Source organism: Rickettsiella endosymbiont of Rhagonycha lignosa (assembly GCF_964031165.1).
Lineage (GTDB): Bacteria > Pseudomonadota > Gammaproteobacteria > Diplorickettsiales > Diplorickettsiaceae > Aquirickettsiella.
Genome location: NZ_OZ035011.1, coordinates 446,636 through 468,888 on the forward strand (window position 1 = coordinate 446,636; position 22,253 = coordinate 468,888).

Annotated in this window: 18 protein-coding genes and 2 tRNA genes; 12 read left to right on the forward strand and 8 right to left on the reverse strand. The window is 36.7% G+C overall.

Going from position 1 to position 22,253, the window contains the following annotated elements:
- The 4 genes from AAHI99_RS02080 to fis form a co-directional block, all read right to left on the reverse strand.
- Nucleotides 1-2,289 carry a glycosyltransferase gene (locus AAHI99_RS02080; protein WP_342228031.1) on the reverse strand — a complete coding sequence of 763 codons (2,289 nt, stop codon included), beginning with the start codon at nucleotides 2,287-2,289 and terminating at the stop codon, nucleotides 1-3.
- 354 nt (nucleotides 2,290-2,643) lie between these two features.
- Nucleotides 2,644-2,720: transfer RNA gene (locus AAHI99_RS02085), tRNA-Met, on the reverse strand.
- Between the two features lie 131 nt (nucleotides 2,721-2,851).
- Nucleotides 2,852-4,723, reverse strand: coding sequence for a DUF3413 domain-containing protein (locus AAHI99_RS02090; protein ID WP_342228032.1), 1,872 nt, complete (start codon nucleotides 4,721-4,723; stop codon nucleotides 2,852-2,854).
- A gap of 64 nt (nucleotides 4,724-4,787) precedes the next feature.
- Nucleotides 4,788-5,075 carry a DNA-binding transcriptional regulator Fis gene (fis, locus tag AAHI99_RS02095; protein ID WP_342228033.1) on the reverse strand — a complete coding sequence of 96 codons (288 nt, stop codon included), beginning with the start codon at nucleotides 5,073-5,075 and terminating at the stop codon, nucleotides 4,788-4,790.
- Nucleotides 5,076-5,326: 251 nt separating this feature from the next.
- On the opposite strand from fis, the gene dsbD reads away from it, so the two are divergent.
- The 3 genes from dsbD (at nucleotide 5,327) to AAHI99_RS02110 (ending at nucleotide 8,497) form a co-directional block, all read left to right on the forward strand.
- A complete protein-coding gene (gene dsbD / locus AAHI99_RS02100) occupies nucleotides 5,327-7,024 on the forward strand; it encodes a protein-disulfide reductase DsbD (protein WP_342228034.1) in 1,698 nt (565 codons plus the stop codon).
- A gap of 160 nt (nucleotides 7,025-7,184) precedes the next feature.
- A complete protein-coding gene (locus AAHI99_RS02105) occupies nucleotides 7,185-7,553 on the forward strand; it encodes an ankyrin repeat domain-containing protein (protein ID WP_342228035.1) in 369 nt (122 codons plus the stop codon).
- A gap of 29 nt (nucleotides 7,554-7,582) precedes the next feature.
- Complete coding sequence (locus AAHI99_RS02110; RefSeq protein ID WP_342228036.1) at nucleotides 7,583-8,497, forward strand: ankyrin repeat domain-containing protein; 915 nt, start codon at nucleotides 7,583-7,585, stop codon at nucleotides 8,495-8,497.
- A gap of 119 nt (nucleotides 8,498-8,616) precedes the next feature.
- Here AAHI99_RS02110 and AAHI99_RS02115 read toward each other — a convergent pair whose 3' ends face one another.
- From AAHI99_RS02115 to AAHI99_RS02125, 3 genes are all read right to left on the reverse strand, one after another.
- Nucleotides 8,617-9,537 carry a DMT family transporter gene (locus tag AAHI99_RS02115; protein WP_342228037.1) on the reverse strand — a complete coding sequence of 307 codons (921 nt, stop codon included), beginning with the start codon at nucleotides 9,535-9,537 and terminating at the stop codon, nucleotides 8,617-8,619.
- 20 nt (nucleotides 9,538-9,557) lie between these two features.
- On the reverse strand, nucleotides 9,558-11,819 hold the full coding sequence (gene parC / locus AAHI99_RS02120; RefSeq protein ID WP_342228038.1) for a DNA topoisomerase IV subunit A: 2,262 nt from the start codon (nucleotides 11,817-11,819) through the stop codon (nucleotides 9,558-9,560).
- Between the two features lie 162 nt (nucleotides 11,820-11,981).
- Entirely contained in the window at nucleotides 11,982-12,575 is a 594-nt protein-coding gene (locus AAHI99_RS02125) for an acyloxyacyl hydrolase (protein WP_342228039.1), read from the reverse strand.
- Nucleotides 12,576-12,807: 232 nt separating this feature from the next.
- On the opposite strand from AAHI99_RS02125, the gene rpmE reads away from it, so the two are divergent.
- Nucleotides 12,808-13,056 (forward strand): 50S ribosomal protein L31, encoded by a 249-nt coding sequence (gene rpmE / locus AAHI99_RS02130; protein ID WP_342228040.1) that lies wholly within the window; start codon nucleotides 12,808-12,810, stop codon nucleotides 13,054-13,056.
- A gap of 94 nt (nucleotides 13,057-13,150) precedes the next feature.
- Entirely contained in the window at nucleotides 13,151-14,464 is a 1,314-nt protein-coding gene (locus AAHI99_RS02135; protein ID WP_342228041.1) for an MFS transporter, read from the forward strand.
- On the opposite strand, the gene AAHI99_RS02140 is transcribed toward AAHI99_RS02135, so the two are convergent.
- Nucleotides 14,447-15,640 carry a pyridoxal phosphate-dependent aminotransferase gene (locus AAHI99_RS02140; RefSeq protein WP_342228042.1) on the reverse strand — a complete coding sequence of 398 codons (1,194 nt, stop codon included), beginning with the start codon at nucleotides 15,638-15,640 and terminating at the stop codon, nucleotides 14,447-14,449. The two genes, AAHI99_RS02135 and AAHI99_RS02140, sit on opposite strands and share 18 nt — an antisense overlap.
- A 166-nt stretch (nucleotides 15,641-15,806) precedes the next feature.
- Here AAHI99_RS02140 and uvrB point away from each other — a divergent pair, with 166 nt between their 5' ends.
- From uvrB to AAHI99_RS02175, 7 genes are all read left to right on the forward strand, one after another.
- Nucleotides 15,807-17,816: an excinuclease ABC subunit UvrB gene (gene uvrB, locus AAHI99_RS02145; protein WP_342228043.1), complete on the forward strand. Its 2,010-nt coding sequence runs from the start codon at nucleotides 15,807-15,809 to the stop codon at nucleotides 17,814-17,816.
- 71 nt (nucleotides 17,817-17,887) lie between these two features.
- Nucleotides 17,888-17,962, forward strand: a tRNA-Val gene (locus AAHI99_RS02150).
- Between the two features lie 21 nt (nucleotides 17,963-17,983).
- Nucleotides 17,984-19,912: a threonine--tRNA ligase gene (gene thrS, locus AAHI99_RS02155; protein ID WP_342228044.1), complete on the forward strand. Its 1,929-nt coding sequence runs from the start codon at nucleotides 17,984-17,986 to the stop codon at nucleotides 19,910-19,912.
- Nucleotides 19,913-19,932: 20 nt separating this feature from the next.
- Nucleotides 19,933-20,496 (forward strand): translation initiation factor IF-3, encoded by a 564-nt coding sequence (gene infC, locus AAHI99_RS02160; RefSeq protein ID WP_425288729.1) that lies wholly within the window; start codon nucleotides 19,933-19,935, stop codon nucleotides 20,494-20,496.
- A gap of 165 nt (nucleotides 20,497-20,661) precedes the next feature.
- Nucleotides 20,662-20,856 (forward strand): 50S ribosomal protein L35, encoded by a 195-nt coding sequence (gene rpmI / locus AAHI99_RS02165; RefSeq protein ID WP_339051108.1) that lies wholly within the window; start codon nucleotides 20,662-20,664, stop codon nucleotides 20,854-20,856.
- Nucleotides 20,857-20,891: 35 nt separating this feature from the next.
- Complete coding sequence (gene rplT / locus AAHI99_RS02170) at nucleotides 20,892-21,248, forward strand: 50S ribosomal protein L20 (protein ID WP_342228045.1); 357 nt, start codon at nucleotides 20,892-20,894, stop codon at nucleotides 21,246-21,248.
- A gap of 178 nt (nucleotides 21,249-21,426) precedes the next feature.
- Nucleotides 21,427-22,236 (forward strand): hypothetical protein, encoded by an 810-nt coding sequence (locus AAHI99_RS02175; RefSeq protein ID WP_342228046.1) that lies wholly within the window; start codon nucleotides 21,427-21,429, stop codon nucleotides 22,234-22,236.
- Nucleotides 22,237-22,253: the final 17 nt, after the last annotated feature.

Genomic DNA, 22,253 nt, shown 5'->3' on the forward strand with positions numbered 1-22,253 from the left:
TTATGATATTTCAGAATTTTTATTGATTGCATCTATAATTACATTTGCCCGAGTTTCCCAAGTATTTTCTTCTGCTTCCTGCTTCATGATTTGGAAATATTTATCATCTTTTGCTATGTTAAACGCTTTAGTTACTAGACTGATGAATTCTTCATGGGTGTTTGCAATCAGAACTGATTTATATTGTCTGCATTCTGGAATATCAGTCGTTACAATAGGAACTCCTATATTCATATATTCGAATAACTTAACGGGCGAGCAACCCGCAATTACCTCGTTATCAATAAAAGGAATAATTGATATATCAAACCATCTAGCATAATCAAACAATGCTTCGTGCTTTATAGGAGGTTCTGTAATGATATTGCCTTGTTTATTTAAACCATATTGATTAAATAACTGATTATTAAATAGGCCAATAAGGCAAATATCACATTCTGGAAAAAACTGAGATAGTTTAAGTACCAATTCATAGTCGAACCAATTGGCAATTGCTCCAAAATAGCCAATGATCTTCCGTTTATTTTTGGTTGATTGTTTAAGTTTTTTTGGGATTTTTATAGCACGATTATGCTGAAAATTATCCTTATTGGCTGCATTTGGAACAAGAAAAATATTTACCGTGGATCCCCTTATTTTTACGGCATGCTCATACAAACTATTAGCCGAAGCAAGAATCAATATTGACGAATTTTTAAAGCAATACTCTTGACTTTCTAAGACATTTTTAGGAATCTCAGTGAGAAAAATATCTTCATGAATATGATCGCAGTAGTCATAGATAACTAAATGGTTGTTTTGAATCAAATTCTTCAAATATTCTACATATAAAACATCTTTAGCATAACAATTAAAATAATAAACAGTTTTGATTCGGCCACGCACCTTTTCAATGAAAGTTTTGTCTGCAGTTAAATAAAGCTTATCCTGCAATTTTATAATTTCTTTTGCGTTTAGTTTATCGTGGTGTTCGAATCCATGAAAAATACAAGATAAACCAAGCTTACTTAATGCTATAGGAATATGATGAAATCGTTGGATATATTCGAAGTTCCAAGGCATAAATTTCTCAAAAATAACAGTAGCATCTCCATAGTCGAATAGAACCTGTTCCTTATTAGAAATTTTTATAATCGGGTTATAAGGAACAGTTTTCAATAATTTTTCCCATTTATCTTTCCATATATCAAGTGAAAAAGCTTGCGCAACTTGATGAGCATGTTGTCCCAGTTCTCTACGCAATTGTGGATCTTCAATTAAGCTAGCAATTGCTGTGTATAATTCATCTTTGCAAGGATCTATTGTCAATCCATTATATCTATTAATAATTAATTCCGGTAAACCGCCAATATTAGTTGTTATAATTGCTTTACCACAAGCCATTGCTTCTAAACAGCTTAATGATGTCCCTTCAGTATAGGGAGTAGGAATTAACACAATATCTGCTTTTTGATAAAGACCTAGCATTTCACGAGGCTCAGCTTCGATATGTGAAACTTTACCTTCAAATTCATTTAGAAATGTTTGAAGTTGATTTTTTTGATCATGATGAACATAACCTCCAAGTATTAAAAATATATTTTCATATTTTTTAAATAATTTCGGAAATACATCCAAAATATACTGAAATCCACGATCAGCAGTAATTCTACGTGGAAAAAGTATATGAATTATATTGCTTCCATTAGTTGATTTTTTTAATGGTTTAAAAGACTCTAAGCATACAAAGTTGGGAATATAATGAAAATTATGATATCCAACTCCTTTATAGCCTCTGAACCAATTTATAGCTACAGCACTATTACTGACTACAAAATAGCAAACCTTTAATTTTTTAGAATATAAATCGATATTTGAAAAATGCAAACGGGCAGGATCATCCCAAAACATACTATGAATAATGCCAATGGATATTGATTTGCTATTTAAGGGCACTAAACTAAAAGGTGAGTATATACATACATCAGCAAAACACTCTAGTTCCTCTATAGCTTTAGAAAATTTATCAGCACTTGTTTGAACTGGGATACCAAAAATACTTAACCCATGGTATGTTTTAGCCCAAAAATCAGAATTGCCCATTTGAACTAAAATAATTTCGAAATTATTGTTCTTTAATATATTTGATAATTCTCTGCAATATCTTTCAGCACCACCCGCTAAATATTTATCGCCATTAAAATCTAGAAAGGCAAGTTGAAAAATAATGCATTTCTTATTTTTTCCGTTACGATGTAAAGTATGTTTTATTCTTAATGATTGCTCATCAGTCAACAATGGATCTGACATTTGTCTAGAGGGAACTTTGCTATTAATTCTAGGGAAAATTTTAGATTTGGAATGTTTTATCGTTGAAAATACACCGTATTGTTTGACATGGTATCTGAACCTGGAAAAAATATTTAGGATCCCAAACGTTTTATAAATTAAATATATCTGTTTTGTAACAGTTTTTATTTTAAAATAAAATCGGGCTAAGTAATTTAGGATTCCTATACTATTTGAACTCAATTTATCCTCATATTTTTCTTTTTATTATTTTAATGATAATTTATTAAGAATAAGGTGAGGAACAGTCTTTGACCTGGCTGGTCCAAAAGCATATTAATCCCTTATTGTTATCAATTTATTCTAGAGTCATTCTGGTGGCTATGGGTGGGCTCGAACCACCGACCCCAGCATTATGAATGCTGTGCTCTAACCAACTGAGCTACATAGCCTAAACTTCTTCAACCTGTATCGACTTTGCTGTGCTCCTTTCTGCGCTACACAATATTGCTTCGCTTCAGAAAAGGTGGCCTATTGTGCTAAAGCAGCACTGAATCTGTCAAGCAATAAACCTAGAAAAAACTTATTTTTTATCTTTAGAGTAATAGCGTTGAGTTAAGCCTAAGGCGGCTAAGGCATTTTTCATCGGTAATGCCTCATTAGGCAACAACTTAGCTTGGAGGTTTTGTGTTTGATAATAACCTGAAGGGAAAATGGTGATAATTTCTTTACCATTCACCAGACCTAAATTGGTATAACTATGAATTAATAAAAAAGCAGGCGCTTTTTTATTAAACAATGATTGACCAATACTGTAGTCAGTTATGGGATTTTGCAAACTAAAGATTCGGCTGAGTAAAGTGGGTATTACGTCGTAATGACTAGTCATATGTTTAACTAACTGCGGTTTTTGGCCTGGCCAATGAATAATTAAAGGGACTTGAGTTTGGTAACGAGTGAAATTACTGGCATGCCCCCAATAACCTTGATGATTATCATTGAACTCATTACCATGATCGGCAGTTATAAGAACTAAAGTATTATCTAATAAATGTCGTTTTTTAAGTAAAGCTAGATCTTCACCCACTAGTTTATCAATGTAATATAAGGCATTTTTATAACGGTTAAAGGTGGGGCTTGGATTAGTATGGCTAGTATAAGTTAAGCGATCACAAACCGCTATGCTGGGTTGAAAAATATGTATTGGACTATCCCCAATGCAGAAACTATGCGCGGCATCATAAAATACAAAGCTAAAAAAGGGCGAAGGGGTTTGTGTTATAAATTGCTTAAATTCTTTTGTAATCTGTTTGTCTCTATCGTAAGGGGTATACCCTATTGTTGAGGTTTTTAAATTTTTTATTTTCGCAAATACATTTAGGTTAAAAGGGGGCGCGAGTAGTGAAGCGCTAGCGAAAATGCCCATATGGTAATTTTCAACGAGCAGTTTATCCATAAATAATGGGCTTTTATGCTGATTAATAGTGGCTGCCCAATAAGTAGCCGGTAAACTATAAAACAAAGAAAATAGGCCGGGCTGAGTTCCATTTCCGCCGCTGAAATGTTGTTGAAATTGCCAACTCTGTTGAGCAAAACGATAAATATTCGGGGTATTGGCAGCACTCAACATATCAAAACGCCAGCTGTCTATCAGAATAAAAACGATATTAATCGGTTTTTTATGTGATTTGTAAACTAGAGGATGCAGAGGGTAGTCAAGTTTTTGATTAGCATGATTAATTTCTACAAAGTCTGAACGATAAAGACTCTCTAAATGAGAAAGGGCTTGTTGGCCAGGTAATAATTTGGCTAAAACTTCATAATAGAGGGGTATTGCATAAGCTTGCTGGTTAAGCGCTAACGCGGTGGAACTTTTGATTAATATGGCTAGCATATAGTAAGAAAATAAAAGACAAGCTAGCATTGCAACAGGGTAATGTAAGACGTAAGTTTTATGACGTAATTTTTTCCATATGAACAGGGCTAAACCTATTTCTAAAACAAATAAAAAGCCAGATAATAATCCTATCGAAAGCCATTCCAGCCAAGAAAGATCAAACACTTCGCTGGCTTCTCCTCCTGTCAATAATTTCCAAATAACGCCATTTAAATGAAAGTGGTATTGGCCAAATACAAACGTGTCTACGCTAAGTAAATAAGCGAATAAAAAACCTATAATGACTGAGACAGAAAGTATGAGCTTTTTTCTAGGATAAAGAATGACAAGAAGAATGGGAATAATAGCAGCAACACAAGCAAAAAAACCGAGTTGACCCAAAAATGCACTGAATAAAAACAAGCACGCTAGTAGCTGATTAGGCAGGGTCGAAACCGATAAATGAAAGGGGATAATAATGGCAAGATAATGTAAGCCAATCCCCCAAAATAATAAGGTATTTCCAATGAAAAACCAAAATATCCAATTAAAATAAATTTTTCTTGTTGTTAAGGACATTTTTTTTTATTGTTGTTATTTTTTTTTATAAATGCACGAAAGGTTTATTTAGTGGTTTTTTGATCTAGCAAAGGTCGCATTGTTTTAGTTTTTTACGTAAAGTACCGCGACTGATACCTAACATTTTCGCTGCTTTGGTTTGGTTTCCGCGAGTTTGGCGTAATACCACTTCTAACATGGGTGATTCCACCTCGGCTAAAACAAGACCATAAAGATTAGAAGGTGAGTTTCCATCTAATTGCGAAAAGTAATTTTCTAAAGCCTGTTCGACATAAGTTTTTAGCGGCTGCTGAGGTGCGCCAGTGCTAGCAACCATAGGTAGAACAGGAAGTTGATCGAGTGCATTTTGCATATACATTATCCTTTGAGACTTGACTAGGTCAGAGGAGTTTCCATGATATAGTAGCTAAGAGGTTGCGACAAGCGTCTTTTGGCGGATTTTTTGAATTTCTTAGCCACTAAGTAAAGCCAAGCCCTAATTATTCTTAAATGTTTCGCACATTAATGCAGAAAAACCGCGTCTTTAGGATGATCATTATGCAAAATGGCGATCTAGCCTAGAAAAATTGCCTGGATAGGTCTATTTAATATATGGGGTTTGATATGCATATCTATCTTAAAGGAAGATATATTTTGTTAAATTTTACTAAGTTTTTAATAGTATTGGTATTTGGGCTGAGCTTCGGGACAGGAATATTGCCTGCTTATGCTACTCAACAAGCTTTACCTGTGGATCAGGTTTTTCAAGTCTCAGTACAGCGTTTAAATAATAAAACATTGACTGCACGCTGGACTATCAAGCCCGGTTATTATCTTTACCGAGATAAAATACACTTCCAAAGTACACCCCTAGGTATAAATTCAGTGGTTTTTCCTAAAGGGATAATTAAACATAATCAATTTATTGGAAAATATGAAGTCTATCAGGGACATGTGGTGACGTTATTAAAATATATACACCCTCTTCCTGATCAACATCTTGAGATAGAAATCCACTATCAAGGTTGCGCTGTAGCAGGTTTTTGTTATCCGCCTGTAGTTAAACACTTAATACTAACCCGTTCTGGAATGTCTGCTAGCGGAATTAATCAAAATTCTACAGATGTAGGGCAGAATTCATTGGTAAACAATCAAGGCCAAGTTATAAAAACGGCTAGCGAACAAAGTAAAATCTTAAGCTTATTAGCAAGTCATAATATTTTTTGGACACTGATTAGTTTTTTTGGATTTGGTTTATTATTATCGTTGACGCCTTGTGTATTGCCGTTGATTCCTGTGTTATCGGCTATCATTTTAGGGCAAAAGCAATTAACGACGGTTAAAGCGTTTAGTTTATCAATAACTTATGTTCTGGCTATGGCATTTACCTACGCTGTGGCAGGGGTTTTTGCTGGTTTAGCAGGTAGTTATCTACAAGCATTCTTACAAAGTCCTTGGGTAATTATCATTGTTTGTGCATTGTTTGTAGGCTTAGCTTTTTCGTTATTTGGTTTCTATGAGTTACGTTTACCAACGAGTTGGCACGAAAAACTGATCCATATTACTAATCGTCAGCAGGGTGGAAATTACGTTGGTGTGGCCTTGATGGGCTGTTTGTCTACGTTAGTTATATCACCTTGTATAACAGCCCCTTTAGTTGGCGTATTAACTTATATTGGCAATACCGGTAATGCCATACTAGGAGGTATTGCATTATTTGTTTTAGGTTTGGGGTCTGGCGTTCCTTTGTTAATTATTGGGACTTCAGCAGGTAAATGGTTGCCTAAATCAGGTCCTTGGATGAATGGAATTAAAATCGTCTTAGGCATAATGATGTTGGCTATGGCGGTGTGGTTGTTGGCACGAATCATCCCTAGCAATTCCCGACCTTTTCGTCTACTTCATCCCGATCAAGTAGTCAGCTCAGAAACAAGTAACTTTCAGACAATTAAAAGTATTTCTGATTTAAATTTAGTCTTAAAACAAGCAAAACAACAAAATAAACCCGTACTAGTCGATTTTTATGCTAATTGGTGTATATCTTGTAAGGAAATGGAGCGTGTAGTTTTTACGGCTCCACAAGTTAAGTCCCTAATGTCACATTTCATTTTATTAAGAGCGGATGTCACGGCCAATGATGATACGGATAAGGCTTTAGAACGTCAATTCCATGTGATTGCACCACCGACCTTTTTATTTTTTGCGCCGAATGGACAAGAATTAACGGATTCTAGAATAATTGGACAAGAAGAAAGTCAAACCTTTGCTAGTCATTTACAACAGATTTTAGCGATTAAATATTCTCATTCTCTTCCGAAGTAGTTTTTCGGATTGATTTAATTAATTCTTTTTAAATAAGAATGATAAAAAAGGGAATTTGATTTTATCCAAAATAATAGGTAATCAATGATATCGAGAGCTTAATTTCCTGTTAAAAAATATTAAGCTGCTTTTTTATTAAAAATAAAAGGAGTAAAAAATAATGGAATTTAATAGAATAACTAATGCAATTAATAAAAGCCAAATAGTTCTGCCTCGCAATATCAATTTACATGTACAAGATGAAAATGATAATACGCTATTACATCTTGCTGCTGCTCAAGGAGATCTGAATAAGATTGATAAATTAATTAAGCGGCATCCCTACTTATTAGAAGCTAAAAATAAATTTGGGAGTACCCCACTATATTATGCGACCTGGCTTGGTCAATCATCAATTGTAGAATATTTAATGGAACAGGGAGCTGATATTAAAACTAAAGATATTTATGATCAAACTTTAATGCATGCGGCAGCATGGAATGATGATTTAAAATTAGTGAAATTTTTTTTAAAAAAGGGCTTTCTTTAGAAGAAAAAGATCTAAATGGAAATACTTCTTTGCTTTCTGCGGCTAAAAATAATCATTTAAATATAGTGAAATTTTTTGTTATTAAGGGTGCAGACATAGCTGTGCATGACAATGAAGGTAATAATATTTTTATGATAGCTGCTAAGAATGGTTATCTAAAAATTATTGATTACATTGCTCATGAGAAAGAAATAGATCTATCGACTATTAAAGATAAAAACAATAATACATTGCTACATTTAGCTGTCCTACATTATCATGATTTAGATAATTCAAATGATCTTCTTAAGTTAATTAAATATTTATTTTATTTCCGAAAGCTTGATTTAGAAGAAAAAAATGATGATGGAAATACTCCTCTCGATTTAGCCATGGAAATGGAAGATAACAATTTAGTGGAAAATTTACTTCAATTAGGGGCAAAAATAGATCCTGCCAAGCCCCGAAGTAATGTCCATGTACATCAAATTCATCAAGATAAACCTGAAGAATTAGGTCGGTATGTCTTAAAACAAAATGAGGATTTATTAGCTAATTCAACTTTACCTGAAGCTTATCCTAAGCAAAAAAAAGTGAAACGATCAAAGAAAAAAGCACGTCATTTTTCTAAACTTCAACAAACACCAGTAAAAGATGCTTTTGATATGCAGGGATTAAATGATTCGTTAAATCCTTTGGTAAGTGCAACTGGGTTTTTTCAGAATCATTTACAAGCTCCTCAATCCCTGGTTAGTCCATTTAATTTGAGTTCAATTTCTGTTGGGAGTATGGGAATGAATCACTCCAATGCTTCGCAAGCGTTAAGTTTGGTACCGGCGTTATTTAACATACCCCGAAAAAACCATAGTATTAATATTAGCCAAATTGAAAGACGCGAGCAAGAAGATAGGATGGTTGAATCTATAAATAACTATGAATTTAATACAACGGTTAAACCTTTTTAGTTAATGATTATCTTTAATTAAAATGAACAGCTAGGAGGTAAAGTTTTAAATTCCAGCCGAAATTAGGTTTTTATTTTGACTTCTGCCTTCTAGCTGTATTTTAAATAGCTATGAGTATTTTATTTAACCCGAAATGATTTTGGTAAATTTTTAGGAAATTGTATTAACACGACACCAAGTAAAATGGCAATGACCCCTAAGCCTTCAGTCCATTGCGGGCGATTGTGGAAAAAAATAAAATCCCAAAATATAGCTAAGATAGGAATTACATACATCACCGCACTCGCTCGTACCGCATCCCATTCACGAATTAAATAATAATAAATAATCCAAGCAATTGCAGTGGAAAATAAACCCATATAAACACTGGCCACCCAGATAATGGGCGTATGCAATAATAAACTACTACTTGGCCAATGCTCGAATAGCAGTGATACTAGTGTAAGAAAGATAAGGCTGGCCCAATGCTGATGATAGATATTGGCGTAAAAGTCTAATTTAGTTTGACCGGATAACATATGTTGGTTCAGTAAATTACCGACTGAATAACTGATAGCCATCAGTAATAACGAAGCGGTGCCTAACAAGGCAGAATGTGCAGAATTAAAATTCAGTAAAGGCCAAAAAATAATACAAATACCTAATAAACCTGTGAGTAAACCGATGAATTTTAAAAAAGAAAAATTTCTGGTTTTGGGAGAAATTAAACTAAATATTAATGTCCAAATCGGTACAGTTCCATTTAAAATCCCCGCTAAACCGGAAGAGATATGCTGTTCACCGTAAAATAAGAAGAAGAAAGGAAGTCCTTGAGAGAAAAGTCCCATGATCCAAATACGCCAACGCAGATTAAAAGGAACGGTTACGCTTTTTTTTAAGAAATAAAAAATAAGACTTAAGAATATTAATGCTAAACCTACGCGTAGCATTGCGCCAAAGAAAGGAGGAACGTGTAATACTACGGCTTTAATACCAACAAATGAACCACTCCAAAAAGCAGCAAGTAAAAAAAACCAACAATAATTTATATTTTTATTCATTATTATAATTAACCATTAAATCAAGTTAAGTCGACTGTTAGTGCGTCTAATTTTTGCAAACCGCGTGGTAATTTATGGCCGCGTTGACCTCTTTTTCCGATATAATTTGCCAAATCCGACCCTTTTAAAATAAATTGTTTTTTTCCTGAAATTAACACCAACTTACTATTTTTTGTCGGTAAAATTACTATTTTACTTATAAATTCTTCACGTAGCTCGAGTTTTTTTGGAGGAATTTGTATCATTTTATTCCCTTTACCGCGGGCCAATATCGGTAATTCTTGTGCAGAAATAATTAATAAGTATCCCGTATTCGTAGCTAAGGCAATATAGCTGGAGTCAATGTGATTAACCATCAATAGAGGTAGAACATGCGCATGAGGAGACAATTTTAACAATGCTTTGCCATTACGATTTTTAGAATACAGTTCGGATAATTGTGTAATAAATCCGTAGCCAGCATCAGCACCGACTAACACAGACTGTTCAGGATCTCCGGTTATCATCTCTTCAAAATTTGCTCCTGCTGGAGGATTAAAGCGACTTGTTAAGGGTTCTCCGGAACTACGAGCCGAAGGAAGCGTATGTATTGATGTTGAATAACTACGTCCGGTTGAATCGATGAAAGCAATTAATTGATTACTGCGGCCAAGTATAGTCGCTTTTAAAGAATCACCCGCTTTAAATGCTAAACCACTGACATCAAAATCATGACCTTTTGCTGCGCGGATCCAACCTCTAGTCGACAAGATGACTGTCATGGGCTCGGAAGGAATTATTTCGGTTTTTTGTAGGGCTTGTGCAGCGCTACGTTCAACCAATGGTGATTTGCGAGGGTCACCGTACAGCTTGGCGTCTTCTTGTAATTCTGTTCGAATAAGGCGTTTCAATTGCGCTTTAGAAGATAAAGTTTTCTGAATTTTGTCACGTTCAGCGCTCAAGTTTCCTTGTTCCGTTTGTAATTTAATTTCTTCTAGTTTGGCGAGTTGGCGTAAACGGATTTCCAAAATGGCATCGGCTTGAGTTTCACTTAATTTGAAACGATTCATCAACCGAATTTTTGGATCATCGTATTGCCGTATAATTTTTATGACTTCATCGATATGCAAATAGACAATCAAAAAGCCTTCTAGAAGATGAAGTCGATGTAAAATTTTATTTAGATGAAACTCTAAACGTTTTCTTACGGTAGCTTGTCGGTATTCTAGCCATTCTTTTAATATGACGAGCAGATTTTTTACCTTAGGACGTCCATCAAGACCTATCATATTAAGATTAATACGATAACTGCGTTCTAAATCTGTTGTTGCAAATAAATGTGTCATCAAGGTGTCGGTATCAACTCGATTCGATCGAGGTACAATCACAAGTCTGGTTGGATTTTCATGATCCGATTCATCACGTAAATCTTCTATCAGCGGTAATTTTTTATCGCGAATTTGTTCAGCAATCTGTTCAATAATTTTTGCGCCAGATACTTGATAAGGTAGATCGGTAATAACAATTTGGTTTTTTTCTTCTATGTAAACAGCGCGCGCTCGAATGACACCTTGGCCTTGTTGATAAATATTACAAATCTCAGCACGAGGAGTAATTATTTCTGCTGCGGAAGGGAAGTCTGGTCCGATAACTAGTTCACAAAGCTCTGCCAAAGTGGTATCGGGTTCGTCTAATAAACGAATACAAGCGCTTATTACTTCGCTAAGGTTGTGTGCAGGGATATCCGTCGCCATGCCGACTGCAATACCTGAGCCACCATTTAATAAAATATTAGGTAAGCGAGCTGGTAATAGTTTAGGTTCTTCCAGTGTAGCGTCAAAATTAGGCACCCAATCAACCGTTCCATCCGACAGTTCGTTGAGCAGGGCTTGGGCATAACGTGTTAAGCGTGATTCGGTATAACGCATGGCGGCAAAAGATTTGGGATCATCTTGAGAACCCCAGTTCCCCTGCCCATCAATCAGAGGGTAACGATACGAAAAATTTTGCGCCATTAACACCATGGCTTCATAACAGGGGCCATCACCATGTGGATGAAACTTACCTAAAACATCACCGACTGTGCGCGCTGATTTTTTATATTTTGCGAGTGCGGTTAAACCTAATTCAGACATGGCATAAATAATGCGTCGCTGTACAGGTTTTAGACCATCACCGATATGCGGTAAAGCTCGATCAAGAATGACATACATGGAGTAATCAAGATAGGCTTTTTCTGTAAAAACACGCAGTGCTTGATGCTCAATGGGTGAATGTACGGATGATAATTTGCTTTTGGCCATTACTTTATAGCCTCTTAAAAAAAAAGAACCCTAGTTCATTGGCGTCTTTTTGTAAGGACGATATTGGGTGGGCATGTTGAGGACAGCTTGTGTGCAGTATAAGATGATCATGATATTTTACAATATAGTTATTAAAAAATTTTTACAGTTTTTTAATAAGCTCTAAAACTCATAACCCAGCGTAAATAAATGTTTCACATCGATGCCTTGATTGGGGGGGTATAGACTGGCGTTCGAATAATGTAGATAGTGATAACTGAATGACCATGTTGCCGCTGTGCTTTTTCGCCACCGTAAACCCAAGCCCATTAAATCTTGAAAAGCAAATTGACCGCCCAGATTTCGATGACCCAAGTGATTATTAGAAAGCCAGCTCGCACCAATTCCTAGCTCGAGATAAGCTTGGGCAGATAATAGCCAATTTTCTCGACTTTGTAAGCGTATGAGTGGCGATATGGCCAAAATACTCATAGAACGAGGCTGATTAGAAAGAGGTGGGCTAGTATGCCAATTGGCATAGCTCAGATCCCAGTAGGCAGTTAAGTTTAAGCGGGATTTTGGAAAGCCTACCCATGGCCAAAATTGTTGAATAGCGAATCGATATCCTTTTAAATGATCAGGATTCCCTGTTCCATAGGAAATTTGTAATCCGTGTGTTGCTGCAGAGCTGTTTGCTGGAATCCAACTAATCAGTATTAAATTGGCATATAGAAAAAAGAAACAATTTTTTTTAGTTAAAATAGGTGAGATTTTCAATTAAACACTCCTTGTTGCATTAATTTTGTGGGTGATAAATTTTTCTTTAGCTTATAGGCTTTTATAGTGGACAACAATGTATGCTAAAAATACCCGTATTGTACTAAAATAACTTACATTTTTTCTAATAAAAATAGAGTTTTTAGAGTAGCTTGCCCGCCAAAAATTTTGTTTTATAATTTGTTCTGTTATAATGCCGGGCTCATTCTATTCAAGGGATATAAAAATTATTATGCAGCAAGATATCCATCCAGCCTATAACATAGTTACAGTTACATGTAGTTGTGGTAATAGTTTCAAGACTCGTTCTACTTTAGGTGAGCCCGCTCTTGCCATAGAAGTATGTTCAAAATGTCACCCTTTTTACTCGGGTAAACAAAGAATTGTTGATACCAGTGGTCGTGTAGATAAATTTGAACAAAAATACGGCAAACGTACCCTTAAGGTCACCAATAAGGCTGACCCAGCAGAAGCTGCTTAATTAATCCAACTTTGGTGGCTTGCTTAAGAATTAACCTTTAATTTTCAATTCGCAGGCCAATACTCGTTTATATTTTTCTGAGGGGTATGATTTTATGCCGAGAAAACGTATTGACCTTTTTCCCTGGTTAGTATGTGGCTTAGGGGCTTTTTTTTATTGTTATGAATATTTTTTGCGAATCTTGCCGAGTGTGATGACGGAAGATTTACTAAAAATGTTCAATATCAGTGGTGTAGCATTTGGAAATTTAGTTGCTTTTTACTACTACGCATACACGCCTATGCAATTACCCGTAGGCATGATGATGGATAGGTTTGGTCCTCGAAAGCTATTAGCTTTTGCATGTTTAGTTTGTGCTATAGGTACTTATTTATTTGCTCATCATTATCTGTCCACTGCACAAGTGGGTCGTTTCTTAGTGGGATTTGGTTCTGCATTTGCTTTTGTAGGTGTATTAAAGTTGGCTGCAATCTGGTTTCCGCCTTCACGCTTTGCATTCATTGCCGGCATGGCGACCTCTCTGGGAATGATAGGTGCAATGACGGGTGATATTATTTTATCTAAGCTCGTATTTTCTCTAGGATCTAATGTAACACTCTATATTGCTGCAACCGTAGGCTTATTACTCACGGTATGTTTATGGTATATCATCCCCGAAAGCAATGGCATGAAAAGCACAGAGGAATCTGCTACATCAGCGCTTACCTATAAAGCTTTCTTTCAAGCAGTGTTGAAATTATGTAAAAATCCGCAAATGTGGTTGGTAGGGGCCATAGGAAGTCTTTTATATTTATCGCTATCTGCATTTGCTGAAGTTTGGGGAATTCCTTATTTGATTCGAACCTATGGTTTATCAAACTCAACCGCGGCGCTTAATATTTCATTTATTTTTTTAGGATGGGCCATCGGAAGCCCTCTAGTAGGTTGGATCTCTGATAAAATAGGAAATCGACGCCGTCCCATTATTATCGGTGCTTTATTAGGCGCTTGTTTGTTTACTTTATTAATTTATTTCCCTTTTATTTCTCATCATTTTCTTGGAGTTCTATTATTTAGCTTTGGTCTTTGTAGTTCTGCGCAAATTATTGTTTTTCCTATTGCTAGAGAGTTGAATGTTCAGGGACTGGCAGGAACCGCGATTGCTGTCACTAATTTGCTGGTTATGTTGGGAGGAGCTTTATCTGAGCCTTTAATTGGTAAAGCTTTAGATGTACTAACGGGTACGCATGTTAGAGGTAATTTAATGGCTTTTTCGATAGAAAGCTTTCAACATGCGTTGTCAATTATTCCTGTTGCATTTGTTATTGCTGCCATATTGGCCGTCTTTGTCAAAGAAACACGAGGTGTTGTGGTTGATGCACCATTAAATGTTGTGGATAATGCGAGACCTTTAAGTCAGATGCATTAATGCAGTTTTTAATTGGACTAATGCTTTTTCTAGGCTGGCATTATCAAGTGCAAAAGAAAGACGTAAATAACCCGGTGCGCCAAAAGCTGAGCCAGGAACGGTAGCGACGTTCGCACTATTAAGCAAGTAATTTGCTAATTCATGATCAGAAGCAAACTTTTTATCGTTTCCAATAAAGGCGTGAAACGAAGGAAAGCAATAAAAGGCTCCTTGTGCGAGTAAACAATGCACTCCAGGAATTTGATTAAGCCCTTCTGAAAAAAATGTATGGCGTTGATGATAAATCTTATTCATAGCCTGCACGCAATCTTGATTACCGGTTAAAGCAGCGATAGCTGCAAATTGGGCAATAGAATTAGGATTAGATGTACTTTGTGATTGTATATTGGACATGGCGAGTATGACTTTTTTAGGTCCAGCCGCATAACCAATTCGCCAGCCAGTCATCGCATAAGCCTTTGAACAACCATTTAAAACTAATGTTCTGTCATATAGTTCCGGACATACATTGAGAATATTTTTGAAAGGCACATTATCCCAATAAATATGCTCATAAATGTCATCAGTAAGTATAAATACGGATGGGTGACGTAATAAAACTTCAGCCAGTTCATTAAGTTCTGTATGCGTGTAGACCATGCCAGTAGGGTTAGAAGGGCTATTAATTATAAAAAGCCGAGTTTTTTCATTAATCGCTGTTTCCAATTGCTCGGGTGTAATTTTTAAGCCAGACTTAATAGAACTGGAGATAAAAACCGGCTTTGCCTCTGCGAGTAATGCCATATCTGGGTAGGAAACCCAATAGGGTGCCGGGATAATAACTTCGTCACCTGGATTTAATAAAGATTGCATCAAATTATAAATAGATTGTTTAGCACCACTCGAAACAATCACTTGATCCAATGAGTAATTTAGTTGGTTTTGCAATTTAAATTTATCAACCACCGCTTGTTTTAAACGCATGATACCGTCGACAGCAGTGTATTTCGTGTATCCCTCATCTAAAGCTAAGCGAGCCGCTTGTTTTATAGGTTCAGGCGTATCAAAATCAGGCTCACCTACGGTTAGATTAATGATAGGTTTACCGCTGGCTTTAAGTCGATTGGCTGCTGCAGACAGACTTAAAGTAGGTGAAGGTTTAATTTGAGAAACGCGATGCGAGAGATTTATATGCATAGATTAGGTCTACTTAAGCTAAACTGGTGCTAATAGGGTCTTTATTATCGGTGAGAGCTTAATAATAAAGCAAGTGTGTTTCTGGAAATAATGACTTACTCCTCATTGCGAGTGCGAAGCGCGCGGCATCTAGGAAATTACTTACAACAATTGGATTTTTGGCTATATGTCTAAACCTTTTGAATTAACTTCAAACTTTAAACCCGCAGGCGATCAACCCATTGCGATCAAAGAGTTGATTCATGGATTGGAAGCGGGCTTAGCCTACCAAACATTGTTGGGTGTAACCGGTTCGGGAAAGACGTTTAGTATTGCGCATGTTATGCAAAAAATTCAGCGCCCGGTTCTGATTTTGGCGCCTAATAAAACCTTGGCAGCGCAGTTATATGGTGAGATGCGGAGTTTTTTTCCGCATAATGCAGTGGAATATTTTGTTTCTTATTATGATTATTATCAACCTGAGGCCTATGTTCCAACGACAGATACTTTTATTGAAAAGGATGCGGCAGTTAACGAACATATCGAACAAATGCGTTTATCGGCTACCAAATCATTGTTAGAACGTCGAGATGTTGTGATTGTTGCAACGGTATCTGCTATTTATGGTTTAGGTGATCCTAATACTTACATCGATATGATGTTACATATGCGCCGAGGCGATCAAATCGATCAACGTTTTATTTTAAGGCGTTTGACGGAGTTACAATATAGTCGTAACGACATGGATTTTCGTCGGGCTACTTACCGTGTGCGTGGTGATGTGATTGATGTTTATCCGGCGGAATCAGCAGAAGAAGCGGTACGTATTGAATTACTGGATGACACGATAGAGCATCTTAGTTATTTTGACCCGTTAACGGGTGAATTACTTAGACGAGTACCGCGTTTAACTATTTATCCAAAAACTCATTATGTAACGCCGCGAGATAAAATTTTAAACGCCGTTGAATCAATTAAAATTGAATTAAAAGAACGTTTGGCACAACTACAAACGGCTAATAAATTAGTAGAATTTCAACGTTTAGAGCAGCGTACGCGTTTTGATATCGAGATGCTTTTAGAGTTAGGATATTGTAATGGAATAGAAAATTATTCCCGATATTTATCCGGACGCGATGCAGGGCAACCGCCGCCTACTTTAATGGATTATTTGCCGAAAGATGCATTGTTGGTGATTGATGAATCTCACGTTACGGTTCCACAATTGGGTGCGATGTATAAAGGTGATCGTTCCCGAAAAGAAACTTTAGTCGAGTATGGTTTTCGGTTGCCTTCTGCTTTAGATAATAGGCCCTTACAGTTCCAAGAGTTTTCTGATTTAGCCTTTCAAACTATTTATGTTTCTGCAACGCCGAGTATTTATGAAATTGAACACTCAGGTGCAGTGGTAGAACAAGTTATCAGGCCCACAGGTTTAGTTGATCCTTTGCTTGAAGTAAGACCTGTTGCGACACAAGTTGATGATTTGCTTTCTGAGATTAATCGTTGCGTTGCAAAAAACGAACGTGTTTTAGTTACAACCTTAACAAAACGTTTATCTGAAGACTTAACTGAATACCTTGCCGAACATGGGGTGAAAGTACGTTATCTGCATTCAGATATTGATACGGTCGAGCGAGTCGAAATTATTCGTGATTTGCGCTTAGGTAAATTTGATGTTTTGGTTGGAATTAATTTACTGCGCGAAGGACTGGATATGCCAGAGGTTGCACTTGTTGCAATCCTGGATGCGGATAAAGAAGGATTTTTACGTTCTGAACGTTCTTTAATTCAAACGATAGGTCGCGCAGCTCGACACATCGACGGTCGAGCAATTTTATATGCGGATAAAATAACTGGCTCGATGCAAAAAGCGATAACTGAAACCGAGAGACGTCGTACTAAGCAGCTAGCTTTTAATAAAAAACATCACATCACTCCTAAAGGAATCGCAAAAGCGGTGCATGATATTCTTGAGGGAGCGCGATCCGATGTTTCAACGAATAAACAACATTTGTTAAAAGTGGCTGAAGAGCAAGCTTATTATGCGACTTTATCCCCAGAAGAACTAGCCAAAAAAATTAAGCAATTTGAACGCGAAATGTTTAATTACGCAAAAAACTTGCAGTTTGAAGAAGCCGCTGAAGTGCGCGACCAATTAAAAAAACTTAAAGAAAAAATAATGGGAATTGATTAAGCAGTTGCGTCTCTAAATCAAGAGTGTTATTTTCTTCCTCCATTAATTTTGATTAAATCTTTGTAACCTGTAGGCACGTAGCTCAGTGGTAGAGCACCACCTTGACATGGTGGTGGTCGGTGGTTCGATCCCACTCGTGCCTACCAAACTATTTTTGGATAAGAGCTATGCCTATTATTACCTTATTAGACGGAACACAGCGTACTGTTCCTAATGGGGCTACAATTTATCAAATAGCTGAACAAATCGGGCCTGGTTTCGCAAAATCTGCTATAGCGGCAGAAGTCGATGGGCAACTTGTTGATTTATCTTATTCCATTAGAAAAAATATTAATTTAAAAATACTTACTTCGTCTGATCCTGAATCACTAGTGATTGTTCGACATTCGACAGCGCACCTACTCGCCTATGCGGTTAAACAATTATTTCCAACTGTGCAGATAGTTATTGGGCCTGCTATAGAAAATGGATTTTATCATGATTTCGCTTTATCACACACTTTTACACCGGATGATTTAATCAAGATAGAACAGCGAATGCATGAGTTGGTTAAACTAGATTTACCTATACAACGATCTACGATGTCTCGAGACGAAGCTATCAAGTTATTCCGTGATTTAGGAGAAGAATATAAAGCAGAGATGATTAATGCAATTCCAGAAAAAGAGGTATTGTCATTATACCGGGAAGGAGATTTTCTTGATCTGTGTCGTGGTCCTCATGTCCCCAGTACGGGTAAGCTTAAAGTCTTTAAATTAACGCATGTTGCAGGCGCTTATTGGCGCGGTGATGCTAAAAATGAAATGCTGCAACGTATCTATGGTACTGCTTGGTTAAAAGAAAGTGATTTAAAAGATTACTTATATCGCTTAGAAGAAGCTGAAAAGCGTGATCATCGCAAATTGGCAAAACAATTAGATTTATTTCATATCCAAGAAGAAGCGCCAGGTATGGTGTTCTGGCATCCTCATGGCTGGACGTTATATCAAATTATTGAACAATACATTCGTTCACGCTTGCAAGTAGTAGGCTATAAAGAAATACGTACACCACAATTACTTGCGCGCCAACTTTGGGAAAAATCAGGTCATTGGGATAAATTTTTTAAAGAAATGTTTACCACAGCTACGGAAAATACTGAATTTGCAATTAAGCCGATGAACTGTCCGGGACATATCCAAGTTTTTAATCAAGGTATAAAAAGTTACCGCGATCTTCCTCTGCGTTTTGCTGAATTTGGTTCTTGTCATCGTAATGAGCCCTCGGGTGCATTACATGGTTTAATGCGAGTACGTGGCTTTGTACAAGACGATGCACATATATTCTGTACCGAAGATCAGATTCAAGCGGAAGTAGCGGCTTTTATTGATTTACTTTATAGCGTCTATGCCGATTTTGGCTTTAATGAAGTTATTTTGAAATTAGCCACACGCCCAGAAGCACGTGTTGGCTCAGATGAAAGCTGGGCTAAAGCTGAAAAAGCTTTGGCGCAAGCCTTAGATGCCCGAGAAGGGGTAACATGGACTTATTCACCCGGTGAAGGGGCTTTCTATGGTCCAAAAATTGAATTTTCTTTAAAAGATTGTTTAGGCCGTATTTGGCAATGCGGCACCATTCAAGTTGATTTTTCTATGCCGGAACGATTAGGTGCTGAATATGTAAACGAGCAAGGTGAGCGTAAAACGCCGGTTATGTTGCATAGAGCTATTTTAGGCTCTATAGAGCGTTTTATAGGTATACTCATTGAGCATTATGCGGGTCATTTCCCTTTATGGTTAGCTCCTATTCAAGTGGTTATTATGACTATCACCGATAAACAACACGATTACGCCAGAAAAATAGCTCAGGAATTAGAGTGTTTAGGGCTAAGAATTAAATTGGACTTGAGAAATGAGAAGATCAGCTTTAAGATTCGCGAACATAGCTTGCAGAAGGTTCCTTATCAACTTGTGATAGGAGCTAAGGAAGTCGATACAAAACAAGTCACCATACGTAGACAAACAGGGGATGATTTGGGTAGTATGTCGGTCCATACGTTTTATCAGATGATTCGGCAGGCTATTGTGCCGCAAAGTCGAATCGATACGGAGAAATAGTTATTAGTACCGAAAAAGTTATTCAGCATCGACCAGGAGGGGCAGGGCAGCCTAGGTCAGGGGCCAACAATGCAAAAAAGGTTAGGATTAATGGCGAGATTCGCGCTCCCCAAGTCAGGTTAATAGGCCCTGAGCGTGAGCAGTTAGGCGTGGTTTCTTTAGATAAGGCATTAAGAGAGGCTGAAGAGGCTGGTCTTGACTTAGTGGAAATTGTACCGACAGCTGCTCCTCCCGTTTGTCGGATTATGAATCTTGGAAAATATGTATTTGAATTGAATAAGCAAAAATCAGCGCAAAAGAAAAAGCAAAAGCGCATTCAATTGAAAGAAATTAAGTTTCGACCCGTAACAGAAGAGGGAGATTATCAGGTCAAGCTACGCAACCTGATACGTTTCCTGCAACAGGGCGATAAAGCTAAAATTACGGTACGATTTCGAGGTCGTGAAATCGCCCACTTGCACTTAGGCGCTAAGCTTATCGAACGTTTAGAAAAGGATCTGGTTGCTTATGCCGTGATCGATGATAAACCTAAGATGGAAGGTCGGCAGATGGTGTTAGTGGTTAGCCCAAAAAAAACTAAGTAGCTCAACGATACTCATACCAATGGGATTTTTGACAAGGCGCCGCGGTAATGAAGCAACCGGAGTGTATTCATATACACGAGGATTGCGAATTGAACGGCAACACAGACAAAAATTCAAGTGCGAAGAGTATAAATATAATTAAGTAATGCGGAGTAAAACTCTATTATGCCAAAGTTAAAAAGTCACCGAGGCGCTGCAAAGCGTTTTAAGCCCACAGCGAACGGTTATAAATGTGCGCAATCACACCATAACCATATCCTTACTAAGAAAGATACTAAGCGCAAGCGTAACTTGCGTCATACAAATTTAGTTAACCCCAGTGACGTACGTGCTGTTGAACGTATGTTACAAGGTTCATAGAAAACAACGAAAGATAATTCAAGAGGTTAAAGACGATGCCAAGAGTGAAACGTGGGGTAACTGCAAGAGCCCGACATAAAAAAATCCTAAAAGCAGCTAAGGGATATAAGGGTGCGCGTAGTCGCGTCATTAGAGCAGCGAAGCAGGCAGTTACAAAAGCAGGTCAGTACGCTTATCGTGATAGAAAGCAAAAGAAGCGTGATTTTCGTGCACTGTGGATAGTACGTATTAATGCCGGAGTACGTGAACATGGTATGATTTATAGCCGCTTTATTGCGGGTCTTAGCAAAGCCGAAATCGCCGTTGATCGTAAAATTTTAGCAGATTTAGCTATTACCGATAAAGCTACTTTTGCGCAGCTCGTAGAAAAAGCTAAACAAGCTTTAGCTTAGCTCATCTTTTAATATTCTCACTTTATTAGCAACAATTAAAAAGTAATAAGGTGAGAATATATCTTTAAATTTTATTTCTTTTTTAAATTTAAATAGTTACTTTAACCTTCCCAATTTTTTTTAATTCTGTTAACATTTTTAATGTTTGATATTAACCATGTTAATAAGGATAAAAATTATGATGGATGCCTTCGATTCAGAACTCTTAGTAGATCCCTTTGAAATTTCGCATGTAAATCCAGATGGGGTTATAATTTCTTTTGGTCCAAAAAATGGATTTTTATGGCGTGGAGAAGTTGCCAATTCGGATGACTTAATAGGCAGTTTGAAAAAAGTTTTTGAAACAGGTTTTACGCCGTGTGACGAACAAAGTCCTTTGGCAAGTTTACCTTATATTCAATCTCATTCATATTTTATTTGTGCGTCAAATACCTATTGTATTATTGATGAAGATACTGGTCAAAATGAATTTACCGGTTTCGAACATGAACAAACTTCTGCTGGTGTATGTGGATATATTTATTTGATCGATACGAGCAAAAAAAATATACAAACTATACCTTTATGTCAGGAAAATTTAGATAATCCAATTTTTGTAGCTGGTTATAAAGGTGAACAACTTAGTGAAGGACCAGATTATGCTATTATTTCCCAGCTAGATTCTAAATGTATTATAGGCGCTATGCCATCTCCAGCTGTTGCATTTGCTTTAGGTCTTAAAGAAAAAAGTTTTATTAAAAATCCTGCTTATAAGGAAGTTTTTTACTGTGATAAAATAAAAGGGGCTATAGGAAAGTTTTCATTAATAGAATTAGGTTGTTTTAATAATTTCGATGAAGCTTGCAATATACAAGCAGAATCTAAAAATCAGCAAGCTAGTTTAGGTGCTTCATCTTCTCAAAATCGTCCAAGCGTTATTTTTTTTCCAAATAGTGCCGCAGATAATTCATTTTCTAATAAGGAAATGCCAGAATCACCGCGTCCGTAATGAAAACTGCGACACAT

Excerpts from the sequence above, each read along its gene's own strand:
- AAHI99_RS02080 (WP_342228031.1), bottom strand. The coding sequence starts at position 2,289 with ATGTCAGATCCATTGTTGACTGATGAGCAATCATTAAGAATAAAACAT.
- AAHI99_RS02090 (WP_342228032.1), bottom strand. The coding sequence starts at position 4,723 with ATGTCCTTAACAACAAGAAAAATTTATTTTAATTGGATATTTTGGTTT.
- fis (WP_342228033.1), bottom strand. The coding sequence starts at position 5,075 with ATGCAAAATGCACTCGATCAACTTCCTGTTCTACCTATGGTTGCTAGC.
- dsbD (WP_342228034.1), top strand. The coding sequence starts at position 5,327 with ATGCATATCTATCTTAAAGGAAGATATATTTTGTTAAATTTTACTAAG.
- AAHI99_RS02105 (WP_342228035.1), top strand. The coding sequence starts at position 7,185 with ATGGAATTTAATAGAATAACTAATGCAATTAATAAAAGCCAAATAGTT.
- AAHI99_RS02115 (WP_342228037.1), bottom strand. The coding sequence starts at position 9,537 with ATGAATAAAAATATAAATTATTGTTGGTTTTTTTTACTTGCTGCTTTT.
- parC (WP_342228038.1), bottom strand. The coding sequence starts at position 11,819 with ATGGCCAAAAGCAAATTATCATCCGTACATTCACCCATTGAGCATCAA.
- rpmE (WP_342228040.1), top strand. The coding sequence starts at position 12,808 with ATGCAGCAAGATATCCATCCAGCCTATAACATAGTTACAGTTACATGT.
- AAHI99_RS02135 (WP_342228041.1), top strand. The coding sequence starts at position 13,151 with ATGCCGAGAAAACGTATTGACCTTTTTCCCTGGTTAGTATGTGGCTTA.
- AAHI99_RS02140 (WP_342228042.1), bottom strand. The coding sequence starts at position 15,640 with ATGCATATAAATCTCTCGCATCGCGTTTCTCAAATTAAACCTTCACCT.
- uvrB (WP_342228043.1), top strand. The coding sequence starts at position 15,807 with ATGTCTAAACCTTTTGAATTAACTTCAAACTTTAAACCCGCAGGCGAT.
- thrS (WP_342228044.1), top strand. The coding sequence starts at position 17,984 with ATGCCTATTATTACCTTATTAGACGGAACACAGCGTACTGTTCCTAAT.
- rpmI (WP_339051108.1), top strand. The coding sequence starts at position 20,662 with ATGCCAAAGTTAAAAAGTCACCGAGGCGCTGCAAAGCGTTTTAAGCCC.
- rplT (WP_342228045.1), top strand. The coding sequence starts at position 20,892 with ATGCCAAGAGTGAAACGTGGGGTAACTGCAAGAGCCCGACATAAAAAA.
- AAHI99_RS02175 (WP_342228046.1), top strand. The coding sequence starts at position 21,427 with ATGATGGATGCCTTCGATTCAGAACTCTTAGTAGATCCCTTTGAAATT.